Here is a 20770-nt window from a genome sequence, read left to right on the forward strand (position 1 = left end):
GCCAACCGCGCACGGGGTATGAAGCGGTCCGTAGGTTGGATCCTCGGGGCACTATTCTTTGTGGCCCTCCTGTGGATCGACGGAGGCCTAGATGTACAGGACCTGCGCCGCATCCTGATTGTATTCACTCTCGTAGGCGTATGGTGGTACTTTGTAGGACGCCAACCGTCCGGCCCCATTCGCCTGGAAGCCCGGTCCATTGTGTGGAAAGAAGTTTCGGGCACTACCCGAAGAGTCCACCTGTCGACCATCCGCCGGGTGATCGTACAGCAGGAATTTGATGATTCCTCGGGGGCACACCGCCGCTTGTACCTCAAGCTCTTCACTCCGGAGCGGGTGTACAAGGTTCCTATTCACCACGTACAGAAGTTCAACCGCTTCATCCACAAAGTAGAAATACAGCTGGCGGCGCGCGATATCAACGTCCTGTATCTCGACCCCGGCGGCAGGATCGCCAAGTCGGCACGGGAGGACCGCAGCCAGTAGGCTAGCGCGGCGCGGGTACGATCCACCTTCCCCGGTCGCAGTCTACCTTGCCGCCCGCCGCAGAGGTGACCACCCGGTCGACGATCCCCACGCCCTCCGCGGCCATGCGGGGGAAGGTATCCAGGCCGCCGCGCGGAAAGCCCCGGCGGGTCCGGTGGATATTAAAGCGGTCGGAAAAGGTGCGACCGAAGGCCTGCTCCACGCCTCCCCGCCCCAACAGGAATCCGAGCAGGCCTCCCCAGGTGGCCGTGGGATTATCGGAGTCCCAACCGGCCAGCGTCCCGATTTTGATGGTTTCCACAATATCCCCCTCGCCATAGAACAGGCTCACCATTCCCGCCGCGAAGTTGATACCCGCCGCAAAGCAGCCGTTGCAGTAAAGTCCGCGAGAGGTAACGTCGTATCCGTCGGCCTGCCGTACCTGGTAGCGTTCGTACAGGGAGTCACGCGTCGCTTCCCACGGAGTGCCCGCCAGGTATTCATCCAGGACGAAATCATACATGGCCGCGGCGTAGCCGGTATCGGGCAGGACGGGGCGGGCCGCGGCGGCCAGTTCAAGGACTTGGTCGCGCGGAGACAAGCTATCCGGCACCACGGCCGCCAGAGAATACATCGTTACGTAAAGCTCGGCAATGTGGGCAGCCTCGCCCGACGCTACGGTCCGGATAGGCAGGTACGCCATACTGCGCGCGATGTCCGGCCGGCCGGGGGCGAAGAAGCCGAACACCTCCGTGGTGAGTTGGGCGTCAATCATGTCGTAGTGCTCGTTGTTTACGGGTGACCCCGTGTCGGGGGGAAGCATGCCTTCCCCCAGCAGATCGAGGGCCCGCTGGTTGGCTACCCAGAGGTAGTTTTCCTCGTCCGGGCGGATGTGGGTCAGCCATCCTTCGCGGATCATTTCCGGCGTGAGAAAAGCAGTATCGTACCGCGCCAGCAGGTGCTGGTACATGTACTCGATATCGGTGTCATCGTCGGCTCCCCATACCTCATCCGCCCCGCGGAAGACGAAGTCTATGGTCGGGGAAAGGTCGCTCGGCACTCCCTCCGCCCAGATACTCGGTTGGTCCGGTTGTCCCCAGTCGGCGCGGGTGTAGAACGCGCCGGTCTTCACCTCCCCCACGTTACCGATTTTGTCCATCTCGGTGACCAGACCGGTCCAGTTGGCAATACATTGTCCGAGCCAGAACCCGTACAGGCGGTCGGCGTAGCGGGTACGGTCAATGGTGACCCAGTCGGCTTGGGCCACGATCGTGCTGGTGGGTGGGCAGGGGGGCACGGAATCCATCGCGGGCGAACAGAACGGCAACAGAGATAGCAGGAAACATAACGACGACATAAACAACGGGCAATGATCAAGTACCCAAGGTAATTCCCGCCGGGCCAAGGGCGAAGTCGCCGGTGCAGGAGTCGCCGGTGCAGGAGTGGCCGGTCGACTAGTCGACCGGCCACTTAGCGTACGGACCAGTTTGGGATCCTTAACCTGCAGTTAACATCACTCTACGGATAATGGACCCGTAGGGCGTAAACCTGCCCCGATAATGGCGCGGCGAATTGTTCGTCCCGCGTCACGGGGAAGCGAGCAATGGCGTTGTTTGAGCCATCGCGGGTGTTACCTGCCCTCCGAAGTACCGGGCAATGGTAAATCCTCGCCGCCGGACACCTACTATCGGCACAGCCGAACTCCGTGATCTACACCCAACAAATATCCCCCCGGCCAGTGCTTTAAAGTATGTCCCGGCTCCTTCGTGGGTCGGATATACTCCGTATGCGGCACGTGTACCTGCGCGTCCCCCCTGCCCTACCAGCGTAGCCGACGAGACAGTACAGCGAAACGATCAACCCCGGCGGCCGGGCCGAATCACCGCAACCGGGCTACCGGCGGCCATCTCCTACCTTAGGGGGGGCACCGTACCCTCCGGCTCTCCTATGCTCCGTCCTCTTGTCTTCCTGCTCCTGCTCTCCATCTCTGCCTGCTCCGCCGATTCGCCCTCCGGGTCATCGATCCCCGGCGGTGGCACAGAGATCTTCAACGGTACCGACCTGACGGGCTGGGAGGGCGACCCCACCTACTGGCGGGTTGAGGACAGCGTGTTGATCGGGGAAATCACCCCCGAAACGGTAGTCGACCGCAATACCTTCCTGATTTGACGCGGCGGCCGACCGGAGGATTTTGCATTGCAGGTAACCTACAGGATCTCCCCGGGCGGAAACAGCGGGATCAACTACCGCAGCGAAGCGGTAGCCGGATTGGCGTACGCTCTGCGCGGCTACCAAGCGGATATCGACTACGCCAACAAGTATACGGGTATGAACTACGAGGAACGGGGGCGTACCACCGTGGCACGTCGCGGCGAGCACGTAGTGCTGCCGCCGGTGGATACCTCCGCACCTGCCAACGGGCCGGAAGATAACCGGTGGCCGGCCCGCCAGGTGGTAGCTTCCTTGGGTGACGATGGGGCACTCCGGGCGGCCATCCGCGACAACGACTGGAATACGTACCGGATCCTAGCCCGCGGCAACCGGCTCCAACACTACGTGAACGGCGTGCTGATGAGCGACATCACCGACAGGGACCCCGTCCACCGCCGCCGGGGGGGCTGATCGGGGTACAGGTACACGTAGGCCCGCCCACGAAGGTGGAGTTCCGGGACTGGCGGCTGTCGGTCGATACCCCTAGCCGGAGGCCTGCGCGCGTATCAGTTTCTTAAGCAGGGATATCTGCCCCAGGTGGTAGTAACAGTGCTCGAGGATACCGTGAAAGTTGCGGTGGTAATCACCATACTTTTCCTCCGTAAATACTTCCGACAGCTTCTCCGGGGGATAGGCCGCCACCAGGTCCGCAAAGGTGGTAGCGTGCAAGTAGGTATCTCGTAGCAATTTCTGCCAGTCGTCTTCGTCGGAGATGATGGGATGATCGAAAGAAAATTTATCGCGAATCTCCAACTTCCCGCCGCGCAGCACGGGGATTACGCCGGCGAAGTAGTAGTCGACGTGGTACACTAAAGCCGCAATGGAATGGTGATCGCCAATGCGGGTAGTGGCCTCCCGCCAGGTGACGTCGGCGAGTTTTTCCTTGAAGGATACGGAGGTCCAGTTGCCGCCTTCGAAGGCTTCGCGGACTTTTTGGGCGAGGGTACGGGAGAGGTGCATGAAGCGAAAAGTACCGCATTGTCCGGTAGCGGGCAAGATGGATTGCGTCAGCTTTGCCGGCCGGGCGGTAGACGGGCCCGCCACCCCGTGAAGGTATACCGGTCGGGATCTAAAACGGGTATACCCCGGCTATCCTGCCCCAGACAGCGGTCGGGCGGGATTCCCGGCCCAGCAATGGCGTATTCGATATATTACGGAGGATATGCCCACCCCTACCGACCCGTTATTGGCCTGCTTGCTGCTTTTGTACTTGGCGTGCGGCTCGCCGGAAACCCCGGGGCCCACGGAAGACGCGCCCGCCAGACCGCCCAACGTCGTCTACATTCTGGTCGACGACCTTGGCTACGGCGACCTGAGCAGCTACGGCCAGCGGCGCTTCACCACGCCCAATATCGACCGGCTGGCGGAGCGCGGGATTCGTTTCACCCAGCACTATGCGGGCAGTACGGTCTGCGCGCCCTCCCGCGCTTCCCTGATGACGGGCCTCCACACGGGCCACACCCCTATCCGCGGCAATAAGGAAGTGCAGCCCGAGGGGCAGTGGCCGATCCCCGACAGTATCCGTACCCTGGCCGAGCTGATGGCGGAGGCGGGCTACGCCACCGGCGCATTCGGGAAATGGGGCCTCGGCTATCCCGGCTCCGAGGGGGCGCCCGGCCGACAGGGGTTCGGGGAGTTCTACGGCTACAATTGCCAGCGGCTGGCGCACAATTACTACCCCTACTACCTCCGGGAGGATCAGCAGCGGGATTCGCTGCCCGGCAACGCGGGCACCGGTACCGCCACGTTCGCCCCTACCCGCATTCACGAGCGGGCGCTGGCCTTCATTGAGCGGCACCGCGACCGGCCCTTCTTCCTGTTCTACCCCAACGTGATGCCCCATGCGGAACTGGCGGCCCCCGATTCGCTCGTTACCCACTTCGCGGAACAGTTCGGCCCGGAAGAAGCCTGGCAGGGTCGCGACAGCGGGCCCGGCTACAAGGACGGAGCCTACGGCTCGGTAGCACGGCCGCACGCCACCTTTGCCGCCATGGTCTCCCTCATCGATCAACAGGTCGGTGAGATTGTCGACAAACTGGACGATCTCGGGCTTACGGAGAACACCCTGGTCATCTTCACCAGCGACAACGGGCCGCACGTGGAGGGCGGGGCCGATCCGGATTTCTTTCTTAGCAACGGTCCCTTCCGGGGCTACAAACGCGATCTCTACGAGGGCGGCATCCGCGTGCCGATGATTGCCTCCTGGCCGGGAACCGTTCCGCAGGGGCGGACCTCCGATCACATATCCGCGTTCTGGGACGTCTACCCCACCCTGGCGGAGCTAACGGGCCAACCCGTCGACAAAAACCTGGACGGCATCTCCTTTTTGCCCGTACTGGAAGGCCGGCCGGCCGAACAGCGGCAGCATGGCCACTTATACTGGGAGTTCCACGAACGCGGCGGTCGTGTCGCGGTACGGGAAGGACGGTGGAAGGGAGTTCGCTACGGGGTGCTGGAAGACCCTGCCGCCGCCCTGGAACTTTATGACCTGCAGACCGACCCCGGCGAACAGCACGATCTGGCCGGCCAGCACCCCGCTGTGGTGGCGCGGCTGGATTCCCTCATCCGGGTAAGTCATTCGGAGTCGTCAGTCTTCCCCTTTGTCGCCAGGTAGTGGTCTACTCGATCACGTCTACCTCGAGGTAATTGTCCGCCCCCGCCAGGCGCCCTCCCTTCAGCTCGACCACGGATACGGGAAGCGTGAAAGTGATCCCGTCCTCCACGTCGATAAAGACGTGGTAGGTAGTCCAGTCCTTTCCGGAGACGGTCAGCAACCCCTTATCGAGGTCCAGCACGTAGCTGCCTTCCAGGATGATGTGGTCGTCGGACAGGAACATGACCGTACCGTCATCCAGGAAGCTGGCACTGATCAGCCCCAGGTCGCCCGGGTCAATGTAGCTGCGGTTGGGGATGCGCTTGGGTTCGTCGAGGATCCGCTCGGGCTCCGGCTCCAGCAGCAGCCGGCTCTGGGAATATCCGCTGTTGACCGCAGCTACAAAGGACTCCGCCGTATAGTCGCCCGGCAGCAGCGGCGCGGCACGGAACAACAGGGTATCCGGAAAATTACTGTCCGCTCCCTGGAACGTCCGCCCACCGAAAAAGTCGGTCCCGACCGTATCGATCAGCACCGCTACGGTGCGGCCGTAGGTCAGGCCGTTGCGTTCGCTGAGCATCAGGATGGGCTGTTCGTATCCGGTATAGAGGGAGTACTCCGAAAATTCAAGTCCCGGTTCGGTACCGGCATAATCCTTGATGTGATTGACGAAATCGAGCGCCTTGTCTCGCTTGCGGAAATTGTCGCCGCTGTAGGATGGCTCGAAACTGGTCCAGTAGGTCCGCCCCTCCGCCGTGTACGTGAACGGGCGCGAGAGCAGTAAGGCGGTATCGAGCGGCTGGTTGGGGGGATCAAGGTGGAGCAGCTGCGAGGGATACTGTCCCAGCTGGCCGGTACGGAGCAGCAGGGTCTCGATGGGCAGCAGCAGCAGATTGTCTTCGATATGATCCAGGTTGATGACGGAGTCCCGCCGCTGCACCAGATTATGCAGGACCAGCAGCTTGCCCTGCAGGCGGAGCAGGTCGCCGTGGACCAACTTGCCCTCGCCCATACCCGCCCCCATGTAGAGCCAGGTGCCGCGCTTGGCCGCCGTCCCGCCCCGGGGGCGGTCGCAGCTCGCAAGGGTAAGGGCGCAGAGGAAGAGGATATAACAAAGGAATCGGTAGGGCATATGCGCGGTTTCGGGCCCGTACGGGTCGGGCCACCGGTCTGTAAGGCGCAGCGGGCGGCGGGGTTCAACCGTGGGACGTCAGATTCCCATCATAATCGCGCCCGCCGCCCGGTACCCCTATGCAACACCCGGCGGGCCGCTGGGTTAACCCCCGACATCGGATGTGCGGTGTCGGGGTGGAGTTTACAGAGCGAAACTTACGCCGGCACCTACGTTCCAGCCCTGAAATCCGACCTTGTCCTTGATCACGGGCACGTCGTACGGCTGGCTGAGGCCGTGCTCGTAGCGGGCCTCCAGAAAGAGGCTGCTGAATTCGCCCAGCCGGGCCTTCAGGCCCGCCCCGCCGATCAGTCCCACGTTGAAGCGGTCGTAGCGGATCGCATCCAGGTCCACTGGGGTGGAATACAGGTTCAGTTCGATGATGGCCTTGGCCGACGTGGTCAGCTTACCGCCCGTGGCGTAGCCGACGGTTGGCCCGGCAATCAGGTAAGGACGTACGCCACGCTCCGTGGGCAGGGTATACTGGAGCAGCAGGGGTGCGTCAATGTAGTTGAAACGCGTCTTGGCGCGGGCACCGATCGGTAGCTTCACGCCGAGGAGCTCGACGTCGTCGGTAAGCCCCACGCTCGTTCCGCGGCTGCTGTACTCCAATCCGGGCCGCAGGGTCAGGTCGGGGGTTAGGGGTACTTCCACAAAGGCCCCGAAGGAAGTGGTTCCAATGGCGTCCATCCGGTCCGTCAGCATGTCAAAGGTTTCTCCGGAGCGAATGTCGGTTTGACCGGCACCGACGCGAATGCCCCAGCTGGTCTGGGCCGCAACGGTTCCGGTGAGTAATAAAGCAAAGAGAGCAAGCAGTTGGGTTTTCATGGTAGTCAATTTGCTTCCTCAAACGGACAGCGATGACGGACTGGCGCAAAGGATTGGTTAAAGCAGTGGTTAAGGTTAGTTAAGGGGCCGGTGGCGCGCGGGTGCGGGGTCCGTCCCGTTCCGAAAGGTCCCTGGGTTCGTGACCCAAGGATTGCTGACCCGGTCTTACCTTGGTCAACAAAAGCAGGTATGCCACCCAGGATGGTCAAAGTCGGCGTCGTACAGGCCACCCCCGAGTTGTTTGACCTCGCGGGGTCGGTCGCGCGCGTGTGCACCTGGATCGCCACGGGGGCGGCCGCGGGCTGCGAACTGTTGCTTTTCCCCGAATCCTTTATACCCTGTTACCCCCGCGGACTCACCTACGACGCCACCGTAGGTCAGCGAACCGCTTCCAGCCGGGAGCAGTGGCTGGACTACTGGACCAACAGCATCGAAGTACCCTCCCCGCACACCGACACGATCGGACGGGCGGTTCGGGCGGCGGGCATCTTCGTAGCGGTCGGCGTCACCGAACGCGAGCCCACCGGCGGTTCGCTCTACTGTACGCTGCTGTACTTCGCCCCCGACGGCCAACTGATCGGAAAGCACCGAAAACTGAAACCCACCGGACTGGAACGCTACCTCTGGGCGGAGGGCGACGGCAGCACGTTGACCACCTTCGCTACGCCGCTGGGCCGGGTGGGCGGACTGATCTGCTGGGAAAACTACATGCCCCTGGCCCGGATGGCCATGTATCAGCGGGGGGTTCAAATTTACCTGGCGCCCACCGCCGACGCGCGGGAGTCGTGGCAGGCCACGATGCGGCACATCGCCCTCGAAGGCCGGTGCTTCGTACTCGCCGCCAATCAGTACGTACGCCAATCCGACTACCCGGAACGGTACCGCACTGCACTCGCGGAAGCGCCCGATATAATGAGCGCCGGCGGCAGCGTGATCCTTTCCCCCCTGGGGGAGGTCCTGGCCGGTCCACTCTGGAACGCCGAAGGTTTGCTGACCGCCGACCTCGACTTCGGCCTGCTCGCCAAGAGTAAACTGGATTTCGACGTAGTGGGCCACTACGCGCGCCACGACGTATTCGCCCTCACGGTGAACGGTCAGCCGCCGCTGCAGCACATAGAATTTCCACCGTGCAACGAGTGATGGTCATCGGCTGTTGCGGAGCGGGCAAGTCCACCTTCGCTCGCCGACTCGGCACCGCGACGGGCCTTCCCGTAGAACACCTCGACCGGCACTACTGGCTCCCGGAATGGACGGCCGCCGACCCCGACCGGTGGCGGAGCACCGTCACCGCGCTGGCCGCACGTGAGCGCTGGATCCTCGACGGCAACTACGGCGGCACTCTGGACCTTCGTCTCGCCCGTGCGGATACAGTCGTATACCTGGATTATTCCACCGCAACCTGCCTCTGGCGAATTACGAAACGAAGTCTCAGCTACTTCGGCCGCGCCCGCCCCGACGTGCCCCCCGGTTGCCGGGAACGCTTCGACCCGGACTTCTACCGCTACGTAGCTACCTTTAACCGCCGCCGCAGAGGCCCGCTGCTCGACAAGTTGGCCCGCCACCGGCCTGGCCAATCGGTCCGTATCTTCCAAAACGACGGGGAAGCGGAGCGTTATCTGGCCACTCTCCGGTAAGTCGGCCGCGGTCGGCGGCAACCCGGACCCGCGGCCGGGGGTTACGGATGCATGCAACAACGCGACCTACTCAAGGAAGAAGCCGAACGGCTGGGCAAGGTGCTGGGTAAGCTGATGACGCTGCTTTTGCGCCACGCCGACGAAGCGGGCGGCGGGGCGGCGGTCGACGCGGCCGACGCCGAGGTAGCCACCGAAACGAACCTCGATATCCCGCATCTCCTGACGCTTGACAAGCCGGCTGTACAGGCTTACCTGGAGGACCGGGTCATTCCGGTCGCGGCCTACTCCCCACTGGCCGACTACCTGGAGGCGGCGGGAGTACGCGTGCCGGGAAAAAGCGATCGCTACTGCACGGCCGCGGAGTGGATCCGGCAGTTGCGGGATGAGGAGCTCGGAGAGATACCGTTGTATCGTATCTGAACGACAGGAGTGGGTAAGGTCTATTCCGGCAGCATCGACCTCCTGCCGTTGATCCGAAAGGAAATGCCGAAATCGAGGAAGTAATCGTTGAGGCCGTCCTGACCCTGCCAGCCCGCGGATACGTCCGCGGCCACGTCGTCGGCGATCAGAAAGGCGAAGCCGCCGTCGTAGTTGGCGGTCACGGTTTCGCTGAGGGCCCCGTAGACTTCCATATAGGTGCTCCAGCGGTCGGATAGTTCCATCCCGAGGGTAGTCACGTACTCCGTGTTTTGAGTGCCATCTCCATTGTAGCTGCGCAGCAGATTGGCGGTTACGAGCAGGGCTTCGGAGAATTCCCAATCGGCGATCAGCGTAAAGCTGCTGCCGGTGCGGGGCCGACGGAAGTCCTCGTCCTGGGCGGTCAGCAGCAGGTGGCCCTGTACCGCCAGGGCGGGTCGCCACCCCCGTTGCTCGAAAACCTGGTAGCGGATGCCGATCTCGGTGTTATTGATGCCCCGGTCGCGGTGGTTCGGCCCATCCGCCGGAGCGAGTACGCTGGCCCCGGAGACGTCGACGTTGACTTCCAGCCGCTCGAGGACGCCGACGCGGATGGTGGTGGTTTCCGCGTAGTCGGCGATCTGGTTGCCCCCCTCCCCTATCCAATTGATGCTAAGGCCCGTTTCGAGCTGGTAGATATCTCGCCCGACCGGAACCGCCCCGATCGACTGCCCCGGCCGGCCGGAGTTGATTGTTTCGCTGTACTGTCCTGCCAACAACGCCGGCAGCGCAAGCAGACCGAACACGTACACGTGCTGCATACTAAGTATATCCGCCCGACGAAGGAGCCGGGGCTTTCCCTATAGCAGTGGCTAAAAGCTATTTGTTTGGTGTAGTTCATGGAGTATCGGTTTGCCATTGTGGGGTGGCCAACGGCATGGACATAACAGTGTCCAGTGCTTCGGAGGGCAGGTATACCCGGAATTCGCTAGGCTCCTGGTTACTCGCATCCGCTCAACGAGGCAGGGCGAATACACGGCGGCCAATCCTTGGATCGTAAAGACACCTTAGGAGTCTACTCTCTGGATAGTGATGTTAACTGTAGGTTAAGAATCGGCAACTGGTCCGTACGGTAAGTGGCCGGTCGACTAGTCGACCGGCCACTACTCCACCGGCCACTCCGGGCACGTCCTGCGGAACAGCCTCTTTAGATATTTTCTAAATAAAATATTCCCTCAGGCTGGCATAGTCAGGATGGCACTTCTACCTTTGACCTATCTGTAATTAGTCTAAATAAATCCAGCGTGACCCGTCGTTTACTTCTTGCCGTCCTCTCTCTTACCTCTGCGCTCCTCACCGGACAGACCCACACGGTTCGGGGAACGATTACTACCTCCGGGCAACAGACCATTCCGTACGCCAACGTCTGGCTGGAGCCCCTGGGCCGCGGCACCTCGGCCGACGTGGATGGCCGCTTCTCTCTGGCGGACGTCCCGGAGGGAAAGTACCTGCTGCGCGTTTCGGCGGTGGGTTACGCACCGACCCAGGACTCGTTGACGGTCGCCGCAAACGCCGCCCCGCTTACCCTGCACCTGCGCTCCGGCGCCAACCTGCAGGAAGTGGAAGTATTTGGTTCGCGCTATGGCCACCCCGATAAGATCGAGGCCCTCACCCGACTGCCGCTGGAGACCTACGAGCAGATCCAGACCATCAGTGTGATCTCGGAAAAGGTGATCGAGCAGCAGGGCGCCCTGACCATCGCGGATGCGACGCGCAACGTGCCCGGGGTGTACACCTTCGCGACCTACGGCGGCCGCACCGAGAGCATGTCGGCCCGCGGATTTCGCGGTATTCCGATGCTGAAGAACGGGGTGCGGGTCCACAGCGACTTTCGCGGGCAGGGCTTCCTGACCGATATGCAGGGCGTAGACAACATCCAGGTACTGAAGGGCGCCGCGGCGATCACCCAGGGAGTCGCTACCGACCTGGGCAGTCCGGGCGGGGTCATCAACATCGTGACGAAAACGCCGCAGTACGTCCCCGGCGGGCAGGTCAGCCTTCGCGCCGGCTCCTTCGGGCAGGCCCGGCTGACCTTCGATACCTACGGCCCCCTGAACGAGGACAAGACCCTCGCCTTCCGCGTCAACGGTGCCGTGGAACGGGCCGATGGCTACCGCACGGGTCTTTCTTCCCAGCGCTTTTACGTCAATCCCTCCGCGGAGTACAAGCTGGATGCCCGCTCCACCCTGACCCTCGAACTGGAGTACTTCGACGACAGCCGCACCCCGGACCTGGGGACCGTCAACCTCGCGGAAAACGACATCAACGCGATCTACGATCTGCCCACCGACCGCTTCCTCGGCTACGCTAATGACCGCAACGTGCTACGTACGCTGAACTATTCCGCCCGCTTCCGCCGGGAGCTGAGCGATCAACTGAGCCTGCGGGCCGCCTGGTACCGGTCCAAATACAACTCCGACAACAAGGGCGCCAGCCTGGGCGACGCACTTGACGTAGCCGGTGAAGTGCGGTACAACCTGCGCGGACGCGGGTACTCCACCTCCACCCGCGACGACCGCAACAGCGTCCTGCAACTCGACCTGATCGGCACCGAATTGCGCACCGGACGCTTGCTGCACACCTTCCAGATTGGTACCGACTACCGGACGGCCGACTTCAGTACCGCTTCGCGCAGCGCGTCGGGACTGGATACCATCGACGTATTCGGTGCGGTGAACAACCAGCTACCGGACGGTCTGGCCCTGGGGGGGCCCCGCACCGGCGGATCGGAGTCGCGCAGCATCGGCGTGGTGGCGCAGGACGTCATCACCATCAACGGCTGGCTGAAGACCTTCCTCGGGGCCCGCTACAGCGTGACCGAATCGATCACGGAAGACGAAACCACCCACCGCGGCGCCCTCAATCCTCTGGCGGGCGTGATCGTAACACCCATCGAGCAGGTAAACCTCTTCGCTTCCTACACGAACAGTTCCTACCCGCGTACGGCCACCCGGCTCGACGCGGACGGCCGCGAACTCGGCAACGAGCGCTTCGACCAGCTGGAGGCCGGCGTAAAGACCCACTTCCGCGACGGTCGTTTCCGGGCCAACCTCACCCTGTACCGCATCAACAACCGGAACATCAACCTGCCGGTCTACGACGAAAACTGGGTAGCTACCGGCTTCTACGCCAAGGGCGGCAACGACCAGCGGCAAGGGATTGAACTCGAACTTACCGGCCGCCTGACGCGGCAGCTGGAGGTCATCGCCGGCTACGCCTACCTGGACGCGCAGTACCTGGAGCACACCTCCTTCGTTTACGGCTCCGCTCCGCTGAACACGCCCAAGCACACCTTGAACGTGTACGCGAACTACGATCTCGCCCCCCTCGTGGAGGGACTGACCGTGGGCGGTGGCATCTACTACACCGGGGCGCGGCCCATCAACGACTGGAGCGCGGGGCCCGTCACCCACGAGGGCATCGTACCCAACCAAGAGCCCTTCAACGTAGCCGCCTACACCACGGTTAACGCTCAAATTGGCTACCGCCTCAACGACCACTGGCAGGCCCGCGTGCTGCTCAACAACCTGACGAACACCATCGGCTACAACGCCTACCGTACCCGCTACATCAACCAGACGGACCCGCGCAACTTCGCAGCCGTCGTGAGCTACCGCTTTTAGATCTACGTATCCGTTACCAGCGTGTCCCCTACCGGCCTACGGAGTCGGTCGGGGCACGCGTCTTTACCCTCCCTGCCATGGCAAAGAAAAAATCCTACACCTTCCGGTCGCTGATGAACGACCTCCACCTCTGGCTCGGCCTGGCCAGCGGCATAATTCTGTTTCTCGTCTGCCTGAGCGGCACGGTACTCACCTTCGAGCACGAGATCAAGGCCGCCGGCGCGGAACCGGTAACCGTCACGCCTGAGGGGGAACCGCGCGCCGTGGCCAGCCTGATCGAGCTGCTGGAGACCGCGGACTACGGTACGGTCACGGGCGTGGCCCTGCCCGCGGAACCCACGGAGCCGTGGTCGTTCACGGTCAAGCAGGACCCCGGCGAGCGCCGCGGACGCACCGTCCTGGTCGACCCCTACACCGGCGCCATCCACGAAGCGGGGGAGAGTGCCTACGCCGGGCTCTTCCGCAGCATGTTCTTCCTGCACCGGTGGCTGCTGCTGGACACGGAGGTCGGCCGGCCGATCGTGGGCGTAGCGACCGTCATCTTTCTCTTCCTGGCCCTATCGGGCCTCGTGCTGTGGTTCCCCCGCCGGCTGCGGTGGAAGAACCTGCGGCAGGGCCTGCGCGTCAAGACCGACGGCAGCCGCAAGCGGCTCAACCACGACCTCCACAATACCCTGGGTTTCTACGCCTGTGGCCTGCTGATCGTGATGTGCCTCACGGGCCTGTGCTGGTCGTTCGAAGGGTACCGGGAGGGACTGAGCCGCGTCATCGGTGCGAAGGTGTTCGACCGCGGCGGCCCTGAATTACCGACGCTGACCGGCGAAACGGCTGTGGGGCCCGCCGGCGCCATCGCCCTCGCGCAGGCGGCCTTCCCCTACCCCGGCGAGTTGAATGTCAGTTTTCCGGGGGCAGCCGATGAGCCCTACCGCATCCGCAAATACGATGCTGCCTCCTGGTCGCCCGTCGTCTACGACCAGCTTTACCTCTCGGCGAGCGGGACCGAACTAGCGCGGGTGAACTACGCCGACAAGTCCCTGGGCGAGCGCATCGCCGGGGCCATCAAGCCGCTACACACCGGTGAGATCTTCGGCTGGTGGTCGAAGGTGCTGTATTTCCTAGCCTGTCTGATCGCAACCAGCCTGCCGGTCACCGGTACCCTGATCTGGTGGGGTAAGCTGCGGCGGCGGTAGCCCAGGTGCCGGTTGCGACAACGCGCTTAGCAGAAAAAGTAGCTGCGATAAACCGTACAGTCCCGCAGGTTTCAGCTATATTTAGCGCAACACTATCGATTGCGCAAAATGAAATCTTCCCTCCTTATCCGCTCTGCGGTCCTCTTCTTCCTACTGGCCACGGCCGCCCCGGCTGCTGCCCAGGACGGCACCATCTACCCCCTCGACGCGCCGGACGAGCCCAACGCCATTCCGCTCAATACGGGCGGGGTCGACGACCAGCCCGCATCCGAAAGCTGGTTCCGGCAGTGGGGCGATCCCATGGCGCGCAACATTACCACCGCCACGCTTACTCCCTTCCTCCCGGACCCGGATAAGGCCAACGGCACGGCGGTCATCGTAGCGCCCGGCGGCGGCTTTATGTGGCTGTCGATGGGCAACGAGGGCTGGGAAGTTGCCGAAGCACTGGCCGAGCAGGGGATCGCCGCTTTCGTACTCAAGTACCGCCTCCACCCCACCCAGGAATCGCTGGATGATTTCTCGGCCTGGATGAACCGCCCCCGTACTCCTGCCCCCTCCGATTCTTCGTCCACCGACGCGCCGCCGGCACGCCGGCCGCAGCGCGACCTCTCCGACCAGCTGGAGGATGCCGAGGCCGCTTACGCCATGATCGTGGACCGCGCGGACGAATGGGGCGTGGACGTGAACCGCATCGGCATGATCGGCTTCTCGGCGGGTGCCGGCCTGACCATGCACGCCACCCTGAATTCCGAGACGATGAAGCTGGCCTTCATCGGCCCGATCTACGGCGGTATGGGTCCGGTCGACGTGCCCGCGGATGCCCCCCCGATGTTCAGCGCGATCGCCTCCGACGATTTCCTCTTCGGCGGTCAGTTCGGGGTGATCGAGTCCTGGTACAACGCGAAGATCCCCGTAGAATTCCATCTCTACCAGAACGGCGGCCACGGCTTCGGCCTGGGCAACCCCGACCGGACCAGCAACCAGTGGTTCCCCGCCTTCACCCACTGGCTGGACGTCAACAAGTTCCTCACGCCCGCCACCACCGGTAAATAGGTACCGGCCCGACCGGCCGACCCCGTGAAGAAGCCTACCAAAGCCAAGCTCCGGGCCCGCGCTACGGACCGTATCGCTTTCGCCCAAACTGTCCGCCAACAGTACCTGGACGGGGAAGTGGAACCTATCCGCACCCCTTCCGGGCTCGGCTACGTTATGCACGAATCGGGCGAGGGTCCGGCAACCAAGCGCGGACAGCGGGTGGAGGTCCACTACGTCGGACTGCTGGCAGATAAGCCGGTGGTCTTCGAGGAATCCTTCAGTACCCCCCGGGGCGTACGTTTCCTCCTGGGCAAAGGTGAGGTAATGGCGGGCTGGGAGGAGGCTATTGCACTTCTTCGCCGGGGCGACGAAGCCTCCCTCTTCATACCCGCGACCCTAGGCTACGGTCCGAAGGGCCGGGGGCAGGGCATTCCCCCGAACAGCGACCTGATCTTCTACGTCGAGATCGAATAATCAGCATGGTGAGACTACCTCCGGCGGCGCGATTCCGTGCGCCAACCGGATTTTGGTCAGTTGCGGCGCGGCATCGGTCGAAGGAACTTGCGGCGGGGCGGTTCGCCGCTGACCTTCGTCCCCGATACCGATATTGACCTGTAACACTTCTCAATCGTGATTCGCTTACTTATCCTGCTAGCCCTGCCGATGATCCTGGGTACACTTGCCTGTCAAAACAGCCGCGTCGAAGTCCCGCCCTCCCCCTACCCCCTTAGTGCGGACCGCTTCACGGTAGATACCCTTGCCGGGGGGTTCGTCATTCCCTACGGCGCGGCCGTCATCGGGGATGATGAGTACCTGATCACCGACCGGGTAGGTAAACTGTATCACTACACCAACGGAACCCTCCAGGAGATTCAGGGAATGCCGCAGGTCGGCAGCTTCGGTATCGACGGCATCCCGGCCATCCTCCACGGCGGGTTGATGGAGGTGAGCCTGCACCCCGATTACGCCAGTAATAAGCTGGTCTACCTCTCCTACCTCGATCCGGACGGGCTGGCCCGGGTGGTTCGCTTCACGTTCCGCAACGACACGGCCACGCGGTTCGACACGATCTTCACGACGCGCAACCTCAGCTGGACGGGCAACGGTATGCGGATCGTGTGGCAGGACAGTAGTCACCTCTTCCTCGGGGTGGGCAACGCCGACTTTTCCACCGCCGATCAGCCCCTGCTGTACGCCCAGGACTTCGAAAACGACGCCGGAAAGATCCACCGGCTGCTGGCCGACGGCAGCGTCCCCCCCGACAATCCCCTGATCGGCAACAGTGCCGCGCCTACCACCATCTGGAGCTACGGCCACCGCGACGTGCAGGGGCTGGTGTACGATACCGTTACCCACACGCTGCTCGGCATCGAGCACGGTCCGCAGGGTGGCGACGAATTCAACGTCATCGAAGCGGGAAAGAACTACGGATGGCCCCTCTTCAGCTACGGGATCAACTACGACGGACGCCCCGTATCTACCATATCGGAGGATTCGGCGGCCACCTTTACCGTCCTGCCGGAACACTACTGGACCGTGCCTACCGACTACGGCGGACAGGCGGTCGCCCCCGCCTCTCTGCTAAAGGTGGAAGGCAGCAAAGTGGCGGACTGGAACGGCAATTACCTCTTTGGTTCCCTGGCTTACCGGCGGCTGATGAAGTTCAACCGCGAAACGGGAGAAACCTTCGGAACGGAGATCGAAGGGCGGGTGCGGACCCTGCGGCAACTGCCGGGCGGCGACATCCTCGCGCTGGTCGAGCGCAACGATCTCACGCAGGCCAACGGAATGCTCCTGCGGATCGGGCGCCAATAAGCCGTAGATTCGGCAGTGGGTCCACCGGCCCCGAATATGGTAAAGAAACTCCTACTTACGGTCGCTTCTGTTTTTTTGCTCTGGCAATCGCTAAAGCTCACCGGTTCGTTGCTGCATTTGCGGCCCGACGGTGTTCTCGGCCTGCTGTTCCTGGCCTGGGTGATCAATATGTTCATCACGGGCGTGGTGGCCTTTGCGGGCTTCGCCTGGCCTACGCAACGCCTGCTGCCCGAGACCTACTACCATATACACCGCCCCGCACGGCTGATGCGCGTGTACCGTCTCCTGGGGGTAGGCCTCTTCCGGCGCATGCTATTGGCTACCCTCTGGAGCAGCGCGGCGCAGCGGGCGCGCTACTTCGACGGCCGGCGCGGGGGAATGAACAGGCTAGACGTGCAGTCGCGCAAGTCCGAATTCGGGCACCTGCTCCCCCTTATCGCCATTACCGGGGTCGCGGGCTATCTCCTTCTACACGGCAGGTACCGGCTGGCGATCCTGACGCTCATCGTCAACGTGGCGGGTAATTTTTATCCCATACTGCTGCAGCGCTATCACCGCCTCCGGATCGCCCGGTTACGGGCGCGATTTCCGCGGGGTTGATCGGCGGCGGTGCGGAACTGTCCTGTGTTACGTACGCACTGGGTTGCGAAAATCCCCCCGCGTCGCTCCGGACGCGATCCGGAGAATGTCCTTCCCCGGTCCAATCGCAACGGGTATAGGGTGGCTTCGGGGGACATCGGTAACTTACGCGGGCTCACAAAATTGTCTCTCTGGTGATCTACCTGCTCTCCCTGTTGCTGCTGGCCAGCCTATCGGCCTGTTCCCCCAAGGTCGTCGCGACCCCCCTAGCTCCGGAAGCCAGCAGCCGCGCGCACCTCGACTACGCGCCCTTTGCCCTCTTCGAACGGGACACCCTGGACCGCTCGCGGGTGACGGTGCTCGGGCGGGTGGAGATCAAGGACGGCAGCCTGTCCCTCAACTGCGACTACGCTACCGCCCTGCAACTGGCCAAGGCGGAGGCCCTGCGGATGGGGGGAAATGGCCTGATCGTGACCCGACACCAGCCACCGAACGCCTGGAGCACCTGCCACCGGATCACCGCCGACGTCATCTCCCTTCCCGACCCGGGACGGTACGAGGACGAGATCCTCTGGCACCCCGCCCGGCGGCTCGCCATTACGGACTTCAAGGGGGGCACCGAGAAGCGCCCGGCCACGGCGGCTACCTTCAGCACCTTCCGCTACCGGACAGAGGGGAGCCCCGTTTTTCCGAATCGCTATACGGTCGTGGCGGAAACTTACTTCGATACGCGTTCCTCCTACTTCAAACCGTCGGAACTCGACAGCTTCGTCCTGGCCCACGAGCAACTTCACTTCGACCTCTCGGAACTGTACGTGCGCAAATTTCTGGCGCGCGTAGACAGCAGCGGGGCCAACCTTCCGCAATTTGTGGCCCAGGCCGATGCGCTCTTTCAGGAGGTCAGTCGCGAACTCCAGCGCAAACAGGACGCGTACGACGCCGAGGTGTACGACGCGCCCGACCGGCAGGCAGACTGGGCGGAGTGGGTGGCCACGCAGTTGAGGGCGTACAAAGCATACGCCGAGAAGGTGCTGCAGGTCGACCGCCGTCCCTGACACAACAAGCAGGCCCGTAATCGTTGTTAGTCAGCATGCGTGCCCTTCCATGTCTCACCCTAGCCGAATGCTCACCCCCTTTCTTCGCGCGTTGTCCGCCGCCGTCTCCCTCTTGGTGCTGAGTCACTGCGGCACACCCGCCGCCCTCTACGAGGAACCTTACGAAAGCCCCCTCGCGGAATACCGCTACAGCTGTCGCCCCATCGATTCCGCGATCGTGGCCGCCGTACTGCCGGAGCTTGAGGAACGCTTCGGGCGTAATCTGGAAGCCGACATGTACCGCGACAAGATTCTGGCCGCGCTCTCCTTCTACCCCAAACTACGCACGCAAAAGATCCGCCTGGTCCGGAAGAGCTTGCGCACCTCCATGGCGGCCCGCCCCAAACTCCTCAGCGGAGGCCGGCGGCGGCGTACGTACACCATCTTCACCGACGATGTGAGCGACAAACCGTCCGACTTCCGCAACGCGTCTTACGCCGCCCAGGTGGGGTGCTTCATTCACGAGCTGGGCCATATCTCCTATTATGCGGACCGCTCGGACCTCCAGCTGACGGGAGACGGCCTGGCCTACGTCACCAATCAGCGCTTCAAGAACCGCTACGAACGGGTAGCCGACAGCCTGGCCATCCGCAATGGCGGCGGGTACTATGTTTATCTATATCGAACGTTCACATTCGAGGAGGCGGATCTGCCGGACACCTACCTCGCCTTCAAACGGAGAAACTACACCGACAACCGGCGGCTGCTGGTGTTGCACCTACGCTACTTGCGGGAAAACAGCGTGGACAAGTGCCAGGACCTGAAGCCCTACACCCCGTAACGATGGCCACAACCGGGCAGGGCGCGGACGCGGGTGCAAGGGTTTCCGGGGGGGCTACCCGGCTACTTCCTCCTTGCCGAAGAGCAAAAAGAAGGAAAAAGCGGCAAAGGTGCCCAGGAGGCCGCCCCCGAGAAGCAGATCGGTCCACACCGACTCCTGACCGGTCGTCGCATGCAGGGAGGCGCCGGAAATGATGAGCAGAACGGAAATCAGAAAAAGGAGTTGGTAAATTTTTTTCATACTAGTGGGATCGGGTCAGGTGGGAAGAATAATCACAATGACCAACAACGCTTCCCGCAAAAAAGGTCTGCTTCCGGCCCCCAAAACCAACTTTTTCTCGGCCAGCACCGTGTTACACGGTACGGGCCCGGGCGAGTTGTCTGCGGTCTGTCCGGGGCTGCGTACATTCCCGTAACCAATTACTTAATTTTATGGACGAGGACTTTATGGCCGAGATGGGCTACAACGGGGTGACCGCCCGGCTGAAGCGGCTGAGCGACGCCTTCCTGTACCAGACCAAGGACTTCTACAACGTCCGGGAAGCCGGCATCGAACCCAACTGGCATATGGTCTTCCTGTTGCTGGAAAAGCACGAACAGCTCACCGTTACCGAGATGGCCACCAGCCTAGGCCTCTCCCACCCCGCGCTGGTGAAACTCACCAAGAAGATGAAGCGCAAAGGCTACCTCACCTCCGTCGAGGATCCCGACGACGGCCGCAAGTATCAGTTGACGCTGTCCAAAAAGGCGCGGGCCGAACTTCCCCGCCTGCATGCGTACTGGGAAGCCAGCGAACGAGTACTCGCGGAAATGATGGGCTATTCGACCCGATTGCTTGAAGAACTCAGTATCGTGGAAGGACAGATGCGCGACGCCGACTTCCACGAGCGGATGGTGGCGGAGTTATCCACCGGCGACTATCCCGATGCCGGCTAGGCGCCGCGGGGGCGTCGGGGCCGGCGAACCGTAAAGCAGCCGGCCCGCTGCAGGTGGTACCCGTGCACAAGTACGAAGATCACGCCGGAAATGATCAGTGGTCCCGAGGCAAGCAGGATGCCATAGAAGATGTAGAGGAAATTGGAGAGGAGGTGCCAGAGGCGAAAGCCGTTCATGGCTTTACGGGTGATGGCAAAAAATCCGGCGGCGATGGCCAGGTATCCCAGAAGCTCGGTCAGTTCGTGCATAGCGGATGCAGTTTAGGAACGGGGACTGCCGCAGACCCGGAGGCAACCTCCGCTGATCTACGTAACCAGTTACACAAAGGTAAACCCACAACTACGTAACCCGTTACATGGT

The 20770-nt window shown here is 62.7% G+C and carries 23 protein-coding genes; 16 read left to right on the plus strand and 7 right to left on the minus strand.

All coding sequences use genetic code 11. From position 1 onward, the window contains the following. Positions 1–18: 18 nt before the first annotated feature. Positions 19–486, plus strand: a complete 468-nt coding sequence (locus DQG19_RS08060) for a hypothetical protein (RefSeq protein ID WP_157974395.1) — start codon at positions 19–21, stop codon at positions 484–486. Between the two features lies 1 nt (position 487). Here the strand turns inward: DQG19_RS08060 and DQG19_RS08065 are convergent, their stop codons facing one another. Beyond that, on the minus strand, positions 488–1732 hold the full coding sequence (locus DQG19_RS08065; protein ID WP_232826461.1) for an ADP-ribosylglycohydrolase family protein: 1245 nt from the start codon (positions 1730–1732) through the stop codon (positions 488–490). Between the two features lie 680 nt (positions 1733–2412). On the opposite strand from DQG19_RS08065, the gene DQG19_RS21180 reads away from it, so the two are divergent. Next, on the plus strand, positions 2413–2634 hold the full coding sequence (locus tag DQG19_RS21180) for a hypothetical protein (RefSeq protein WP_198661687.1): 222 nt from the start codon (positions 2413–2415) through the stop codon (positions 2632–2634). A 27-nt stretch (positions 2635–2661) separates the two neighbouring features. Next, entirely contained in the window at positions 2662–3087 is a 426-nt protein-coding gene (locus DQG19_RS21185) for a DUF1080 domain-containing protein (protein WP_198661688.1), read from the plus strand. 72 nt (positions 3088–3159) lie between these two features. Here the strand turns inward: DQG19_RS21185 and DQG19_RS08075 are convergent, their stop codons facing one another. Beyond that, entirely contained in the window at positions 3160–3636 is a 477-nt protein-coding gene (locus DQG19_RS08075) for a DUF1572 domain-containing protein (protein ID WP_116125751.1), read from the minus strand. 202 nt (positions 3637–3838) lie between these two features. Here DQG19_RS08075 and DQG19_RS08080 point away from each other — a divergent pair, with 202 nt between their 5' ends. Then, positions 3839–5290 carry an arylsulfatase gene (locus DQG19_RS08080; RefSeq protein ID WP_116125752.1) on the plus strand — a complete coding sequence of 484 codons (1452 nt, stop codon included), beginning with the start codon at positions 3839–3841 and terminating at the stop codon, positions 5288–5290. 4 nt (positions 5291–5294) lie between these two features. Here DQG19_RS08080 and DQG19_RS08085 read toward each other — a convergent pair whose 3' ends face one another. Together DQG19_RS08085 and DQG19_RS08090 are read right to left on the minus strand one after the other, a co-directional pair. Then, the gene (locus tag DQG19_RS08085; RefSeq protein ID WP_116125753.1) at positions 5295–6401 is read right to left on the minus strand and encodes a hypothetical protein; all 1107 of its coding nucleotides are present in this window, start codon (positions 6399–6401) and stop codon (positions 5295–5297) included. Positions 6402–6584: 183 nt separating this feature from the next. Further along, positions 6585–7268: a porin family protein gene (locus tag DQG19_RS08090; protein WP_116125754.1), complete on the minus strand. Its 684-nt coding sequence runs from the start codon at positions 7266–7268 to the stop codon at positions 6585–6587. A 189-nt stretch (positions 7269–7457) separates the two neighbouring features. On the opposite strand from DQG19_RS08090, the gene DQG19_RS08095 reads away from it, so the two are divergent. Genes DQG19_RS08095 through DQG19_RS08105 form a run of 3 tightly spaced genes read left to right on the plus strand, consistent with a single transcriptional unit; the run spans position 7458 to position 9322 of the window. Next, a complete protein-coding gene (locus DQG19_RS08095; protein ID WP_116125755.1) occupies positions 7458–8408 on the plus strand; it encodes a carbon-nitrogen hydrolase family protein in 951 nt (316 codons plus the stop codon). Next, complete coding sequence (locus DQG19_RS08100; protein WP_157974396.1) at positions 8396–8902, plus strand: hypothetical protein; 507 nt, start codon at positions 8396–8398, stop codon at positions 8900–8902. The genes DQG19_RS08095 and DQG19_RS08100 overlap by 13 nt, the downstream gene beginning before the upstream one ends. Positions 8903–8953: 51 nt before the next feature. Continuing rightward, entirely contained in the window at positions 8954–9322 is a 369-nt protein-coding gene (locus DQG19_RS08105) for a hypothetical protein (protein WP_116125757.1), read from the plus strand. 20 nt (positions 9323–9342) lie between these two features. Here the strand turns inward: DQG19_RS08105 and DQG19_RS08110 are convergent, their stop codons facing one another. Then, a complete protein-coding gene (locus DQG19_RS08110) occupies positions 9343–10119 on the minus strand; it encodes a transporter (RefSeq protein WP_116125758.1) in 777 nt (258 codons plus the stop codon). A 483-nt stretch (positions 10120–10602) separates the two neighbouring features. Here DQG19_RS08110 and DQG19_RS08115 point away from each other — a divergent pair, with 483 nt between their 5' ends. The 8 genes from DQG19_RS08115 (at position 10603) to DQG19_RS08150 (ending at position 19475) form a co-directional block, all read left to right on the plus strand. Beyond that, positions 10603–12981: a TonB-dependent receptor gene (locus DQG19_RS08115; RefSeq protein WP_116125759.1), complete on the plus strand. Its 2379-nt coding sequence runs from the start codon at positions 10603–10605 to the stop codon at positions 12979–12981. A 77-nt stretch (positions 12982–13058) separates the two neighbouring features. Further along, positions 13059–14171 (plus strand): PepSY-associated TM helix domain-containing protein, encoded by a 1113-nt coding sequence (locus DQG19_RS08120; protein ID WP_116125760.1) that lies wholly within the window; start codon positions 13059–13061, stop codon positions 14169–14171. 108 nt (positions 14172–14279) lie between these two features. Then, a complete protein-coding gene (locus DQG19_RS08125; RefSeq protein WP_116125761.1) occupies positions 14280–15224 on the plus strand; it encodes an alpha/beta hydrolase in 945 nt (314 codons plus the stop codon). A gap of 24 nt (positions 15225–15248) precedes the next feature. After that, positions 15249–15680 carry an FKBP-type peptidyl-prolyl cis-trans isomerase gene (locus tag DQG19_RS08130; RefSeq protein ID WP_116125762.1) on the plus strand — a complete coding sequence of 144 codons (432 nt, stop codon included), beginning with the start codon at positions 15249–15251 and terminating at the stop codon, positions 15678–15680. A 156-nt stretch (positions 15681–15836) separates the two neighbouring features. Continuing rightward, on the plus strand, positions 15837–17021 hold the full coding sequence (locus tag DQG19_RS08135) for a PQQ-dependent sugar dehydrogenase (RefSeq protein WP_157974397.1): 1185 nt from the start codon (positions 15837–15839) through the stop codon (positions 17019–17021). A 36-nt stretch (positions 17022–17057) separates the two neighbouring features. Continuing rightward, positions 17058–17621, plus strand: coding sequence for a hypothetical protein (locus DQG19_RS08140; RefSeq protein ID WP_157974398.1), 564 nt, complete (start codon positions 17058–17060; stop codon positions 17619–17621). A gap of 173 nt (positions 17622–17794) precedes the next feature. After that, on the plus strand, positions 17795–18655 hold the full coding sequence (locus tag DQG19_RS08145; RefSeq protein ID WP_116125765.1) for a hypothetical protein: 861 nt from the start codon (positions 17795–17797) through the stop codon (positions 18653–18655). Positions 18656–18722: 67 nt separating this feature from the next. Continuing rightward, positions 18723–19475, plus strand: a complete 753-nt coding sequence (locus tag DQG19_RS08150; RefSeq protein WP_157974399.1) for a hypothetical protein — start codon at positions 18723–18725, stop codon at positions 19473–19475. A 54-nt stretch (positions 19476–19529) separates the two neighbouring features. Here DQG19_RS08150 and DQG19_RS08155 read toward each other — a convergent pair whose 3' ends face one another. Then, the gene (locus DQG19_RS08155; protein ID WP_116125767.1) at positions 19530–19715 is read right to left on the minus strand and encodes a hypothetical protein; all 186 of its coding nucleotides are present in this window, start codon (positions 19713–19715) and stop codon (positions 19530–19532) included. A 191-nt stretch (positions 19716–19906) separates the two neighbouring features. Here DQG19_RS08155 and DQG19_RS08160 point away from each other — a divergent pair, with 191 nt between their 5' ends. After that, positions 19907–20410: a MarR family transcriptional regulator gene (locus DQG19_RS08160; RefSeq protein WP_116125768.1), complete on the plus strand. Its 504-nt coding sequence runs from the start codon at positions 19907–19909 to the stop codon at positions 20408–20410. Here DQG19_RS08160 and DQG19_RS08165 read toward each other — a convergent pair. After that, positions 20407–20658 carry a YgjV family protein gene (locus DQG19_RS08165; RefSeq protein WP_116125769.1) on the minus strand — a complete coding sequence of 84 codons (252 nt, stop codon included), beginning with the start codon at positions 20656–20658 and terminating at the stop codon, positions 20407–20409. The genes DQG19_RS08160 and DQG19_RS08165 overlap by 4 nt on opposite strands. Between the last annotated feature and the right edge of the window lie 112 nt (positions 20659–20770).

Origin of the sequence: Lewinella sp. IMCC34183, from assembly GCF_003390915.1 — a bacterium.
In the GTDB taxonomy this organism is placed as follows: Bacteria; Bacteroidota; Bacteroidia; order Chitinophagales; family Saprospiraceae; genus Neolewinella.

Coding starts and splice junctions, on each gene's coding strand:
- DQG19_RS08110 (WP_116125758.1), bottom strand. CDS start 10,119: ATGCAGCACGTGTACGTGTTCGGTCTGCTTGCGCTGCCGGCGTTGTTG.
- DQG19_RS08080 (WP_116125752.1), top strand. CDS start 3,839: ATGCCCACCCCTACCGACCCGTTATTGGCCTGCTTGCTGCTTTTGTAC.
- DQG19_RS08150 (WP_157974399.1), top strand. CDS start 18,723: ATGCTCACCCCCTTTCTTCGCGCGTTGTCCGCCGCCGTCTCCCTCTTG.
- DQG19_RS08140 (WP_157974398.1), top strand. CDS start 17,058: ATGGTAAAGAAACTCCTACTTACGGTCGCTTCTGTTTTTTTGCTCTGG.
- DQG19_RS08155 (WP_116125767.1), bottom strand. CDS start 19,715: ATGAAAAAAATTTACCAACTCCTTTTTCTGATTTCCGTTCTGCTCATC.
- DQG19_RS08085 (WP_116125753.1), bottom strand. CDS start 6,401: ATGCCCTACCGATTCCTTTGTTATATCCTCTTCCTCTGCGCCCTTACC.
- DQG19_RS08060 (WP_157974395.1), top strand. CDS start 19: ATGAAGCGGTCCGTAGGTTGGATCCTCGGGGCACTATTCTTTGTGGCC.
- DQG19_RS21180 (WP_198661687.1), top strand. CDS start 2,413: ATGCTCCGTCCTCTTGTCTTCCTGCTCCTGCTCTCCATCTCTGCCTGC.
- DQG19_RS08090 (WP_116125754.1), bottom strand. CDS start 7,268: ATGAAAACCCAACTGCTTGCTCTCTTTGCTTTATTACTCACCGGAACC.
- DQG19_RS08125 (WP_116125761.1), top strand. CDS start 14,280: ATGAAATCTTCCCTCCTTATCCGCTCTGCGGTCCTCTTCTTCCTACTG.
- DQG19_RS08075 (WP_116125751.1), bottom strand. CDS start 3,636: ATGCACCTCTCCCGTACCCTCGCCCAAAAAGTCCGCGAAGCCTTCGAA.
- DQG19_RS08105 (WP_116125757.1), top strand. CDS start 8,954: ATGCAACAACGCGACCTACTCAAGGAAGAAGCCGAACGGCTGGGCAAG.
- DQG19_RS08165 (WP_116125769.1), bottom strand. CDS start 20,658: ATGCACGAACTGACCGAGCTTCTGGGATACCTGGCCATCGCCGCCGGA.
- DQG19_RS08120 (WP_116125760.1), top strand. CDS start 13,059: ATGGCAAAGAAAAAATCCTACACCTTCCGGTCGCTGATGAACGACCTC.
- DQG19_RS08160 (WP_116125768.1), top strand. CDS start 19,907: ATGGACGAGGACTTTATGGCCGAGATGGGCTACAACGGGGTGACCGCC.
- DQG19_RS08095 (WP_116125755.1), top strand. CDS start 7,458: ATGCCACCCAGGATGGTCAAAGTCGGCGTCGTACAGGCCACCCCCGAG.